Raw genomic sequence first — 12,940 nt, 5'->3', positions numbered from 1 at the left:
ATTCGGCGTGTTACTGTTCAGGAGTGCCAAAATGTCTAAACAGCTGGGTCAAAAAATCTCACCCACACCTATATCTAATGATATTGGCGTGGTGGATTTAATTGATAGATACTTCACTGCGTACAACTCAGCACGTTTGCGCGAAATCTGCCAACTACTTAGTCGTGAGGTGCTAACAGAAGGTGTCACAGTGGGAGTTAGCCTTTCCGGTGCAATGACACCAGCAGGATTTGGGGTTTCAGCACTTGCACCTTTAATTCGCAACGGCTTTATTGACTGGATGATTAGCACTGGTGCAAATCTTTACCACGATATGCATTATGGTTTGGGTTTTGAACTGTTTGCTGGAAATCCGTTTTTAGATGATGTGAAACTCCGCCAACAAGGTACAATCCGGATTTATGACATTATTTTTGGCTACGATGTACTGCTGGAAACCGATGCTTTTATTCGCAAAATTCTGCAAGCAGAACCTTTCCAAAAACGTATGGGAACTGCTGAGTTTCACCATTTACTAGGGAAGTATGTCCGGGAAGTAGAAAAGCAATTAGGGGTGCAAAATTCTTGTTTGTTGGCTACCGCTTATGAATATGGCGTACCAATTTATACTTCTTCTCCTGGAGATAGTTCTATTGGCATGAACGTAGCAGCTTTGGCATTAGAAGGTTCGCAATTAATATTAGACCCTGCAATTGATGTGAATGAGACAGCAGCGATCGCTTACAATGCCCGTGAAGGAGAAGGTAAAAGCGCCGCCGTTATTCTCGGTGGTGGCAGTCCAAAAAACTTTTTGCTACAAACACAACCGCAAATTCACGAAGTCTTAGGACTAGAAGAACGCGGACATGATTACTTTGTACAATTTACCGATGCTCGTCCAGATACAGGTGGTTTGTCCGGGGCAACCCCATCAGAAGCAGTAAGCTGGGGTAAAATTGACCCAGAAGAATTACCTAACACAATTGTTTGTTATACCGATAGTACCATCGCCCTACCACTGATCACAGCATACGTCCTCAACAAATGCCAACCTCGTCCCCTAAAACGCCTGTATGACAAACGAGAAGACATTTTAAAGAAACTGCAAACAGATTATTTAGCAGCCAAAACCCAACCATCAGAACGAGTTCCAGCAGCCGTAGCTGAAAATGCTTCACAGCCGACAGCCACTTATCCTTGCGGTAGGTTGATTCCGAATACGTAGGAGCTGGGGAGCAAGGGAAAAGGTTAAAGGGAAAAGGGAAAAGGGAAAAGGAATAAATTTTATCTTTCCCCTTTTCCCCGGTTGGTGAGCTTGTCGAACCATAGCCCTTTCCCCATGTCCTATTCGCTTTTTTCTGCTGCTAATTACTGGGTAACATTGCGAAAAATTCCATGAGTAGCAATTGGATGACCTTCGATGAATTTACCGTTAATGTTACCTTCTAAAAATATTGTCTCACCGTTTTTGGTAATGAATCCGGCTTTGATTTGCTCCTGTTTTTCTCCTGAAAGCACGCGATAAAACTTTTGCCAACAGTATTGTCTAAACTCTGGATGTATAATATCAAAAACGTTTAAAGAAGCAATTTCAATTTCATCATATCCAAAAGCTTCTCGCCATGCGCGATTGACATATAAAAAACGGCCGTAAGCATTCACAGCTTGAATCAAATCATTAGCATTTTCAAATAAATCTCGATATCTTTGTTCGCTTTCAACAAGAGCGATTTCTGCTTGCTTGCGTTTAATAAACTGAGCGATTTGGCTACCAATAGAACCTACCATTTCCAATAGTTCTGTATCTTTTGCTTGGATGTCTCGGCTCAAGAAAACCATCACCCCTAAGATTTCATTATCGTCTAAGATGGGAAAACCAAAAGCTGCATGTAATCCAGCTTCAGCAGCAGCTGGCGATCGCCTTTTGTCTCCATCTTGTGTGATATCCTCAGTCCATAGGGGCGATCGTCGAATCCAAATTTCACCAGGTAGGCCAACACCAGGAGTATATGTAGTTTGCCATGTAACTCCTTTAAATTCTCTCCCGGAAACTAATCGACTCGACCAAATTTCTACACACCTTAATACTGCATTAACATTGTGTATTTTCACCGAAGTACCGATATATTGGCTTGGCGTCCAAAGTTCTCCTAAATCCCATCCCAGATTTTGACACATCGACTGCAAAATTTGAGGAATCGCCTGCTTGATACTCTGTGATTCTGATAAGATGCGAGTGATAGTATACTGGGCACTTGTACGCTGTTCTCGGCGCTGTCTAGTAGTAATGTCTCGACCTATAAAAACAATATCTTCTAAACTTTCTGTTCCTTGAGAAATTACCGAACAGGAAAAAGCAATCAAGCGCTTTTCTCGTGTTTTAGTTTTACAAACTACCTCTAAATTCTGAAAATTTTGCTGAGCAGCAAAATGCTGATAAATTGCTTTTATGACTACTTGGTCGTCAATTATTAATGAAATAGGTTGATTGATTAATTCTTCCTGACTAAAACCAAATAATTCTTCAGCAGCATGATTGATTTTGATGATTTTGCCCAAGTTACTAGTTACTAAAAAAGCATCTGGCATTGAAGCGATTACTTGCTCCATATAACTTTTACAATTTATCAAAGCACTGGATAACAAATTTGCTTCATTCGTTTGGTTTAACAATTTGTGTTTTAAAACAATTTTATCAGTCACATCCTCAATCAGTACGATTAAACTATTTTGAAAATTTTCATATTGTTCGCGGATGATATATATATTTATATATAAATGAGATGGTTGGTTTAAACCTCGTCTAATTCCCTGTAGTTCAAACAATTCTTGCTTGCCGTACAAAATAGCTTTTAAAATATCTTCCAGTCCAATCAATTCCGGAAAGCTTAGCCGGATATCTTTACCCAGTGTCATTTCCTCAGGTCGATGTGCAAACCGTTGTACTTGCTCCGATGTATCAATAATGCAAAAATTATCGTCCACTTCCAAGCGTTCAAATTTGTGTGGGAAAGAAGATTTATTTAAAATCCGGTCTAATACTTGGTCTTTCATTGTGGTGTGGGAGCAGGCTTGAAGCCGAGCTTGCAAAATGAGGATTTAGAGGAAACAGAAGATATCACAACTGCGAATTTAGAATTTTATAAGTCAGAAGTAAGAAGGCTTTAGAATCCAAGCTTAATAAATTCAACGAAATCAGTCAGCTATCAAACCATTAATATTCTAAATCTTCTGCATTTCCATCACTGACTGATTCAAAAGAAACTTTTCCGGCTTGACTCCTGAATACTGGCTAGAAGACTTCAGGAAAGAGAAAAAAAAATTTTAGCTATTGCTATGTGAAACTACTATCTTATCGATAATTAATGACTCAGTAATCAGAAATAACAATTAATAAATCAGCACACTGATGATTCTTTAGCTATTGTTTCAAATATTTGAACAACACACAAGCCTATGGAGTCAGAATTTACAGAAGCTGCGAATACTCAGTTTTTTCACTGAAATTCATATTAATTGATTAAGTGTACTATTTTTTAGTACCAACTCCGTGTCGTTACTTGTAAACAACTTTTAGCATTTTTTGAATCACTTAATGGCAATTAAGTAAGTCAACGTCAATCAGTATCCTTGGCAATAGACAATAATAAGGATTTTAGCCGAAATTATTTGTCTGAACATTGTTTGATTTGATTATGCCAACCTACTTAGCTGATAGTAAATAAACTTTACTTTGCTCATGTGTGCCCTTTGGGGTATTGACAATAAACTATGAATTTGATTTTATCAAAACTTTTTCTCCCAAATATTTAACTTTAATCCTAGCAGTGTTATTTACAAACATAAGTATAAAAAAGCACTAAAATTGCCAAGACAATCAGTAAAGTTTTATCAAATGTAGAGTCGCACAGCGATCGCCTAAAATTTAAACTTGAGAAAGTCGTATCTATAAACTTAGTCAAAACCCAATGAATCATCAGCGTGCTAATACTATAATCGCGCTTAATCAAGAGGTATTTGCTGAATTACTCACTTTTGTAGACTTTGCAGAAAAGTTTACCATTGGTTTTGTAGAAATTAATTTTTCCCTGGATGTAGAAATATTAATTGAGGCACTAAAAACAAATCCGAAATGTCAGAATATTCAGTTTATAAATATGAAATTTTCTGATGAAAATTTGCGATTCCTCAGGGATGAGATTGTCAAGGTACTACCTACAAGCTTTGGCTATCGATATCGAATTTGGCGATCGCTATTCCCAAGCTGACACCTATCATGGGTTGGGAATAGTTGCCCAAGAATTACGAGAATTTGAGGAGGCGCGGCACAATTACCAACAAGCTTTGGCTATCGATATTGAGTTTGGCGATCGCTATTCACAAGCCAGCACTTACAACCAGTTGGGATATGTTGCCCAACAATTGCAAGAATTTGAAGAAGCGCGGCACAATTACCAACAAGCTTTGGCTATCAATATCGAGTTTGGCGATCGCTCCTCTTGTGCTGCCACTTATTACGGGTTGGGAACAATTGCCCAACAATTGCAGGAATTTGAGGAGGCACGGCGCAATTACCAACAAGCTTTGGCTATCAATATCGAATTTGGCGATCGCTCCTCTTGTGCTGCCACTTATTACGGGTTGGGAACAATTGCCCAAGAATTACGAGAATTTGAGGAGGCGCGACGCTATTACCAACAAGCTTTGGCTATCAATATCGAATTTGGCGATCGCTATTCCCAAGCAATCACTTACCACGCTTTAGGAACGCTTGCACTAGCAGAAGAAAATTACCCAGAGGCGAGGGTTAATTTGCAGACAGCGTTGGAGATATATGTTGAGTATAAAGAAGAATATTGGGGGGCGATCGCACGGGAGGCGTTAGAGAGATTACCAGAGTGATGTCAAATAGTTATATTGATATACTCCTAAGATAAGATTGCTGTATAGGTTAAGTAGTTGCCAAGGTAACAATTTATGACTCAAGCCATACCAAAACTAGTAACCTTTGAAGATTTTGCAGCATGGCGGCCTGAAGGTGGGAGATATGAATTACATGATGGGGTGATTGTTGAAATGGCACAACCAGCAGGAGACCATGAGGATATTGTCGGGTTTTTGGTTGAAAAAATTGCCGTTGAGTACGTTCGTAATGGCCTACCTTATTCCATCCCAAAAACAGCATTAGTCCAATCTCCTACTAGTCAGTCTTGCTATTCTCCAGACTTGCTATTACTCAACCGTCCTGCTTTAAAATTAGAGCCACTTTGGCAAAAATATTCTACAGTTAAATTTGCCGATTCCATTGCTTTAGCGATCGAAGTTGTTAGCATTAATTGGCGGGATGATTATCATAAAAAACTAGGTGAATATGAGGAAATAGGGATAAAAGAATATTGGATTGTTGATTATTTAGGTATTGGTGGTAAAAAGTTTCTCGGTAATCCCAAACAACCTACTATTTCTGTTTATCAATTAGTTGACGGTGAATACCAAGTTACTCAATTTAGAGGCAATGAGCGCATCGTCTCGCCTATTTTCCCAGAATTAGATTTAACTGCTGAACAGATTTTTCAACCTTTCGCCTGAATTCTGAAGACGACGCCTTTATTAGACCTCTTGCAAAAGTGCTTTTTGCACTATTTTGGGAAAAGGGAAAAGGTTAATGGTTCGACAAGCTCACCAACCGGGGAAAGGGAAAATAGCAAACCTTTCCCCCCTTTTCCCGACTTTTGCAAGAAGTCTATTGTGTTTGGTAAAGTGGCTGAAGAAAATACAGGTTGAAATTTCATAATTTTAACTGCACCTTTATCTCTCATATTTCCTACTCCCCCCAAGTCCTAAACTACGCCAAAATTTAAATAAATGCCATCGCACTTACGAAAATGCAGATTACCCAAAGTCTTCACACAGCAATTCTTGTAACTGACTTAGAACGCTCTGAACACTTTTATGGCAAAGTATTGGGATTAACCAAAATAGATCGTTCTCTGAAATATCCTGGCGCATGGTATGAAGTCGGCAACTATCAAATTCATCTCATAGTTGCACCGACTGTCCCCACTGAAAACCCAAACGAAAAATGGGGACGTAACCCCCACTTCGCTTTCTCTGTTGCTGACTTGGAAGCCGCTAAACAAGAGTTACTCGATCGCAATTATCCCATTCAACCCAGCGCCTCAGGACGCCCTGCCCTGTTTACTCAAGATCCTGATGGGAATATTGTTGAGTTAAGTCAGCAGTGAGGGAGATGGGGAGATGGGGAGATGGGGAGTGTGGGGAGTGTGGGGAGTGTGGGGAGTGTGGGGGGAAAGATTTTTTCACCATCCTCCCACACCTCCCACACCTCCGTCTCCTCCCACACCTCCCACACTTCCTGCTTGCCCATGCCCAATGCCCCATGCCCAATGCCCCATGCCCCATGCCCAATGCCCAATGCCCAATGAAAATCATTGCCTATTCTTACACCGATCCTTTGTTAGAGTCTTCTGCTGATGACAGCAGTTGGGGATGGGAGGTTGATAAAGTTTATCAAGATTTGGGCAAGGGGGAGTCTTCCGGATACGCTGCGCGATCGCAATTACAAAAATTACTCGCAGATTGCCAAACTGAAGCTGTAGATTATTTACTGATTCGTCGTTTGGAAGAATTGGGGGATACTTTAGAAGAAGTAAGCGATCGCCTCAATGAACTCGAAGGAATGGGAGTGGCGATAATTGCTACAGAACAACCCTACACTTCAGAAAGTTCTCCTGTTGGTGCTGATTTGCTGAATTTGCTACACGCAATCCAACGCGAACAACGCAGTCGTCGCATCCGCCAAGGACACGCCCGCAATCGTCTTGAGGTTGCACCACCACCCGGTAAAGTTCCCTATGGCTATCGCAGAGGTAAGGGGAAATATATCATTGACCGCAGTACTTCACCAGTGGTGAAGGATTTTTTTGACCATTTTTTACTCTACGGTTCTCTGCGCGGTTCAGTCCGCTACTTGGCGAAGAAATACGGCAAGAAAATTTCTGTTACCACTGGACGGCGTTGGTTGACTAATCCAGTTTATCGCGGCAATACAGCTTACCAAAATGGTGAAATTATCTCTGACACTCATATTCCCATCATTTCTAAGGAAGAAGCTGCTCAAGTTGACCGACTTTTACGGCGTAACAGCCGTTTACCACCCCGCACTGCTAGTGCGCCGCGTTCTTTGGCTGGGTTGATTGTTTGTGGGGAGTGTCAATCTCATCTAACGGTTACCCGTGTCACCCAACGCAATCAAGACCAAGAGTATTTGTATTTACGTTGTATTAGCTGTCCCCGACGCCCTAAGTGTGCGGCTATTTTCTATCAAGAAGTTTTACAACAGACAATTGAAATTGTTTGCCATGACTTACCTTTAGCTGTGGCGGGAATGAATTTTCCGCAGTTGGATGCAGTCAAAAATAATTTAAGCCAAGCGATCGCTCGTCAGCAAGAAATACTCACTCAGTTACCTGCTTTAATTGAAACTGGAATTTTAGATACCGAAACCGCAAAATTAAGAGCTTATAAACTCCGTACAGAAATTTCTGCACTCGAAGCCAAGTTGGCAATTCTCCCTCCGGTTAATTTGCGTTCTGTTGCTGTTGCTGTTTCAATTCCGCAATTCTGGTTAGATTTGTCCGAAACAGAACGAAGATTTTACTTTCGGGAATTCATTAAAGAAATTGAAATTGTTCGCCAAGAGCAAAAATGGCATTTACAAGTTATTTTCATTTTTTAATAATTCTGGTTGCAGAAATATTGTCAATTTAATTACTAAACCTCTGGCAAAAGTCCTGACTTTGTTTTCTCTTCTCTGCATCTCTACGTTTTTGCATGATACAAAAAATATTTATGTAAGAGGTCTACTGATTCGTCTTCACTTGATAAATGATACAAATACAAAGGTAAGGGCATAGGCTCGAAGTTCTCGTAGGTTAAGACTGTTCGCACCCACAAGTTATTAGACCTCTTGTAAAAGTTACTTTTGCTCATAGGGGGGAAAGGGACTCATCTTTATTGGGAAAAGGGTTTTTATTTGTCCTTTCCCCTTTACCCCTTAACCTTTTCCCCACTTCTCTTAGAAGTCTATTCCATGTGTATCAATATTTTGGTGAATTTCTATAACGTCATATAGTAGTAATAAAAACTCAATTAAATATCGAACCTTGTAGATTTATTTACATTGTATCTTAGAAAGATTAGTACCAAAATGCGATGTAATATATTGTTTGAAATTACGCAAATAGCTTGGGAATAAAGTCTTTTTAATTTAAATTCAAAATCTCAAATCTCCAATTACTATGAGCCTGTTTTTACAGGTGTTATTTTTAGCATTTATCTATAAAAATGATCGTTAAATAATTAAAATAATTTTCCCGGAAAAATAGTACTAATTAAAGAAAGTTGAGTTAATCTTGGAAACTAGCAATAGTTAAGAACAGACGTTGTTACTGGGTGACAACATTGGAGATTCACTTTGGTCTCTATGTAATCAAACCAGCAAGTAAAATGATTACCAGAGAATATGCAAGAAGGAAGCTTTATTTGGGGTCATCTAGAAAAACAGCATCGCACAGTCGGCAGATGGGTTGATTGGGTATGGCTTGTGGTGTTGCTGTTAGCGGCAGTGTTACTGTTTAGCGTCAATCTAGGAGGATTGCCCCTGCGAGATTGGGATGAAGGCACTGTGGCACAAATCGCTAGAGAAATCTTGCACGCACCAGCAGGCTCAATGCGCTGGCTTTACCCAACACTAGGAGGCGAACCTTACCATAACAAGCCCCCCTTAATGCATTTGCTAATTGCTTGGGCTTATTCTCTAGGAGGCGAAAATGAATTCACTACGCGGCTTCCTGGAGCAATTTTAACATCGATTTCAGTACCTTTACTGTATTGTATCGGTCGAGAATTATTTCGCCAACGTTGGGCAGCTATTTACAGTGCCTTGATTTATCTAACAATGTTACCCGTGGTGCGTCATGGACGTTTAGCAATGTTAGATGGCGTGGTGGTGAGTTTTTTGATGGTGATGATGTTGTGCGTGTTGCGATCGCGCCGGGATTTACGTTATTGCCTTGGTGTTGGTATCGGTTTTGGATTAATTTGTTTAACTCAAGGATTAGCAGGCATATTGTTAGGTGCGATCGCCATCGTATTTTTATTTTGGGATACACCGCGATTACTCACCTGTTACTATCTGTGGATAGCCATTTTGATTGGTATTTTACCTGTGGTTGGTTGGTACAGCGCTCAACTAATTCATTATGGTTATACGTTCGCCCAAGTTGGTCTTGTAAATTCATCCACCAGAATAGGTGCAGTTGCACAGATGAATTTTGAACCACCTTGGTACTATATCATTGAACTTTTGAAGTATACATGGCCGTGGTTATTATTTTTACCTCAAACTGTACGTTTAACTTGGGAAAATCGCAACCTTAGCTGGGCAAAATTAGTACTGGCGTGGAGTGGTGTTTATCTATTGCTAATTTCCTTGATGATTACCAAACTTCCCTGGTATGCATTCCCAATTTATCCCAGCTTAGCCTTGGCTTTTGGTATCCAGTTAGCAGAGACAGAAAATTCGCCTTTAGTATCATCTTATCCCCGTACTTGGGTAGCAGGTTTAGCAATTTTAGCTGTAGTTGCTTCTGCCGGCAGCATTTATTTTAGTTGGGGTACAACACCGAAAACCGACTTACAGCTAATTTTTGCAGCAGTGGCCTTAACAATGACCTTAGCATCTATTTTGGCAGAGCGAGGCGACGGGCAATTTCTGAAGATTTTGTTCTGGGGAAGTTATATTTCGCTGCTTCTGTTAATGAAATCAAATTATTGGGTTTGGGAATTATCTGAGGCTTATCCAGTTAAACCAGTAGCCGCAATGATTGTGCGGGCAAATCCAGCTACCAAAAAGATTTATACATCTTTTCCCTACTCTCGTCCTTCCTTGGATTATTACAGCGATCGCACCATTATTCCTGCTTCTGTTGGCGAACTACAATATTATTGGCACTACAACAGTCAACCCTACTTCCTGCTTCACACATCACTTCTCAACAATCTGCAACTAGACTCAATCAAGCTAATTGACCAAGCTGATGGTTGGAAATTAGTTACCAAAGATACAGAGCGTTTATAAGTGGGGCATTGGGCATGGGGTATAGGGAAGGGGAAAGGGGAAAAGGGGAAAGGGAAAAGGGGAAAGATTAAATTTATTCCTTTTCCCTTTAACCTTTAACCTTTTCCCCTATCTCCCCATCTCCCCATCTCCCCATCTCCCCTACCTCCCCATCTCCCCATCCTTTCAAGGGTAGGTATTTAAAAAAGCCCTTGAAAGGCCCCCCTTCCCCTTTTCCTGACTTCTCTTAGAAGTCTATTGACTGTTGACGGTTCACAGTCAACAGTCAACAATCAACACTCAACAGTCTTCTATGGAATATTTTTTACTTGCAAGTCCCTAACTCTGTGCAATTGTTATTCCTCTGTTTCCTCTGTGTTCTCTGCGGTTGGATTTTCCGTTACCTGTGCGTAAGCTCTCTTTTTTTTGCCAAAACGTTGAAGCAGACGATCCACAAAAGTATTCAACTCTGGTATTTTCATCCATGCAGCGATGACTGCAAATATAGCAATTCCCACGCAGCTAGATATACATAGTTCCAATAGTAAAGCTATTAAACCGGTTTTACCTAAAACTTGTGCAGAAGCAATCAAAGTTCCATAACTGGCTACCCCAGCTACTACACTTCCCGCAGTTAAACCGAGAATTGGTACACTCCACTCACGCCAAGGTAAACCATTAATTTTGCGATCGAGTAACCACAACAGCATTAATAAAGAACTGCAATTGACGCCTACTGTTGCTAATACTAAACCAGGTGCGCCAAAAGGCCCGACCAAAATCCAATCGAGTGCAGCATTGAGAAAAATATTAAAAGTACTGATGCGAAAGGGCGTCTGTCCATCGCCTAAAGCATAAAACACCCGCACCAACACATCACGCCCCAAATAAACAAACATCCCAATGCCGTAAACAATTAGCAACTCGGAAACTAACTGCGTCGCATCCCCCTTAAAAGCACCGCGTTCGTACACTACCTGGACAATGGGTACAGATAGCGCCACCATCAGCGCTCCCAGAGGTAACATGGTGACGGCACTGAGTAACAGTCCTTGACGAATACGTAATTTTAAGTCGTCCCAATGTTCTGGAGCTGCAAGCTTGGCAAATATGGGTAATAAGGGCAACAAAATGATGTTAGAAATAATTCCTAAGGGAGTTTGCACCAGCAAATTAGCATAGTTGAAGCCCGCAGCAGCACCAGGGATGGGACTGGCGAAGTAAAGCACGGTGGCAAAGTTAATTGGCATCATTCCGGAGGAAATTGTTGCCGGAGTCATGATTTTAATTACTTCTTGGACAGCTGGGGTTTTAAAATCAAACCGCAACCGCAATGTACCTAGTCCTAATCGCCACTGCACAACTAGCTGCACCAACCACTGAAGAATTGCCCCTGCCAAGGTTCCCCAAGCTAACACCATACCACCGATGAAAGCGTATTCTGGCTTGATTATGTCTTTGCCCAGTTGCATAGCCATGAAGGCAATGCCGATGACAACTGTAATGCTGGATAGCAAAGGACTAATGGAGAGCAACCAATATTGATTAGCGGCATTGAGAGTACCGAAACCGATACCAATTAATCCAGAAAATAAAGCCATCGGTGCCATGATTTGGATTTGTTCGATGGCGATCGCTCTGGTTGTAGGATCTAAACCATGACCGACTAAATCAACTATTTCATCTGCCAAGAAAATTTGAGCAAATGTCACCACTAACAACAATCCACCCACCAGTGTTGTTACTGTTTCCACTAGGGGGGCAGCTTCTTGTTGTTTGCGTTTGGCTAAAACACTAACGATGGCACTGTGTAATGGCCCATTCACACCACCGAGTAATATCAATAGAAAGCCGGGAATAATATAAGCGTAACTATAGGCAGTGGCAGCTGCACCAACACCGAAAGCAGCAGCGATGGCTTGCTGTCGAATCAAACCAAAGACTTTACTAATTAATGTGGCAATGGCAACAATGCCAGCAATTCCAGCAAAAGAACGAGAGGGTTTTTGGTCTTGTTGTGTCACGAAGAATACCTGAATACTCTTGCAAAGTCCATACCTGAAAACATTTAACCTAAATTTTATTGTCTGTCAGGCTAATTTTGATAAGTCAGTTATTAGTCTAGCGGCAATTAGTCAACTCAGTAGACACAAAGCGCCTTATTGCCAGACATTGCTTTATCCAGGGTTGCATAATTGCGGGATGATTTAAGAATTTGGGTGTTGTATAATTACTGCATATTTACATCTCCGTGTCAGTTTAAATTATTCCATTACAATGCCCCTTTTCTCTTGTAGCCACAGTACAAGGCAAAAATTGATTGTGTAAATCACTGGTTTTGCATTTAACTTGCACATTGATGTAACGAGGCTATTGACAGTTGACAGTCAACTGTCAACAACCACTTTTGTTAGTTATGCTTTTTTAGCGCGCATTAGCTGAGGTATTAGTCACTGTCCGTCTATATGTTTTTGTGTATATTGAAAAACATTAAATTTTATACTAATTTATACACAAATTAGCGAACAATCAACAATTGAGCTAAGCTTTAACACATTTAAATTGCACCCCGATGGATAAAAGCTGCCATTTGTCTTATCTGAGAAAGTTCTATTGATTGCAAACTTCTCTACGAAACCCTTTGGATAGCTTGCTTTTTTGAACTAATACCCAAAAGAGTTTACCCTTTGTCATTTGTGTTGACAAAGGACTAATAACTGATTGTTAACAAGTTGTGAAGATAAGCCACGAGAAGGGAACTATAACAATAACCATCTTCTTTACAAGAATTGGATACTTAAAGAAAAAGTTGGTCATACT

Annotated in this window: 10 protein-coding genes and 1 pseudogene; 8 read left to right on the top strand and 3 right to left on the bottom strand. The window is 40.6% G+C overall.

Features of this window, described 5'->3' with window-relative positions:
* The first annotated feature begins 31 nt into the window (after positions 1-31).
* On the top strand, positions 32-1,204 hold the full coding sequence (locus tag VF06_RS00335; RefSeq protein WP_099067594.1) for a homospermidine biosynthesis protein: 1,173 nt from the start codon (positions 32-34) through the stop codon (positions 1,202-1,204).
* A 143-nt stretch (positions 1,205-1,347) separates the two neighbouring features.
* Here the strand turns inward: VF06_RS00335 and VF06_RS00330 are convergent, their stop codons facing one another.
* On the bottom strand, positions 1,348-3,033 hold the full coding sequence (locus tag VF06_RS00330) for a PAS domain S-box protein (protein WP_099067593.1): 1,686 nt from the start codon (positions 3,031-3,033) through the stop codon (positions 1,348-1,350).
* A gap of 914 nt (positions 3,034-3,947) precedes the next feature.
* Here VF06_RS00330 and VF06_RS40075 point away from each other — a divergent pair.
* From VF06_RS40075 to VF06_RS00320, 3 genes are all read left to right on the top strand, one after another.
* Positions 3,948-4,247, top strand: a complete 300-nt coding sequence (locus VF06_RS40075) for a hypothetical protein (protein WP_143861637.1) — start codon at positions 3,948-3,950, stop codon at positions 4,245-4,247.
* A complete protein-coding gene (locus tag VF06_RS00325) occupies positions 4,180-4,881 on the top strand; it encodes a tetratricopeptide repeat protein (RefSeq protein ID WP_244917986.1) in 702 nt (233 codons plus the stop codon). Before VF06_RS40075 ends, VF06_RS00325 begins: the two co-directional genes overlap by 68 nt.
* Positions 4,882-4,956: 75 nt before the next feature.
* Positions 4,957-5,568: a Uma2 family endonuclease gene (locus tag VF06_RS00320; RefSeq protein ID WP_099067592.1), complete on the top strand. Its 612-nt coding sequence runs from the start codon at positions 4,957-4,959 to the stop codon at positions 5,566-5,568.
* A 50-nt stretch (positions 5,569-5,618) separates the two neighbouring features.
* Here VF06_RS00320 and VF06_RS00315 read toward each other — a convergent pair whose 3' ends face one another.
* On the bottom strand, positions 5,619-5,798 hold the full coding sequence (locus VF06_RS00315) for a hypothetical protein (RefSeq protein WP_099067591.1): 180 nt from the start codon (positions 5,796-5,798) through the stop codon (positions 5,619-5,621).
* 66 nt (positions 5,799-5,864) lie between these two features.
* Between VF06_RS00315 and VF06_RS00310 the strand changes: the two genes are divergently transcribed.
* The 4 genes from VF06_RS00310 (at position 5,865) to VF06_RS00295 (ending at position 10,141) form a co-directional block, all read left to right on the top strand.
* Positions 5,865-6,224: a VOC family protein gene (locus tag VF06_RS00310; RefSeq protein WP_099067590.1), complete on the top strand. Its 360-nt coding sequence runs from the start codon at positions 5,865-5,867 to the stop codon at positions 6,222-6,224.
* Positions 6,225-6,237: 13 nt separating this feature from the next.
* Positions 6,238-6,474, top strand: a complete 237-nt coding sequence (locus tag VF06_RS40070) for a hypothetical protein (protein WP_180267459.1) — start codon at positions 6,238-6,240, stop codon at positions 6,472-6,474.
* Entirely contained in the window at positions 6,422-7,738 is a 1,317-nt protein-coding gene (locus tag VF06_RS00300) for a recombinase family protein (protein WP_099067589.1), read from the top strand. Before VF06_RS40070 ends, VF06_RS00300 begins: the two co-directional genes overlap by 53 nt.
* Before the next feature lie 786 nt (positions 7,739-8,524).
* Positions 8,525-10,141 (top strand): ArnT family glycosyltransferase, encoded by a 1,617-nt coding sequence (locus tag VF06_RS00295; protein ID WP_099067588.1) that lies wholly within the window; start codon positions 8,525-8,527, stop codon positions 10,139-10,141.
* A 401-nt stretch (positions 10,142-10,542) separates the two neighbouring features.
* On the opposite strand, the pseudogene murJ reads toward VF06_RS00295, so the two are convergent.
* Positions 10,543-12,144 (bottom strand): annotated as a pseudogene (gene murJ / locus VF06_RS00290) (murein biosynthesis integral membrane protein MurJ); the annotation flags it as partial.
* Positions 12,145-12,940: the final 796 nt, after the last annotated feature.

The organism is Nostoc linckia z4, from assembly GCF_002608075.1.
Taxonomy (GTDB): Bacteria; Cyanobacteriota; Cyanobacteriia; order Cyanobacteriales; family Nostocaceae; genus Nostoc; species Nostoc linckia.
The sequence above is the reverse complement of the archived record's forward strand: the minus strand, read 5'-3'. Positions and strand labels throughout refer to the sequence as shown.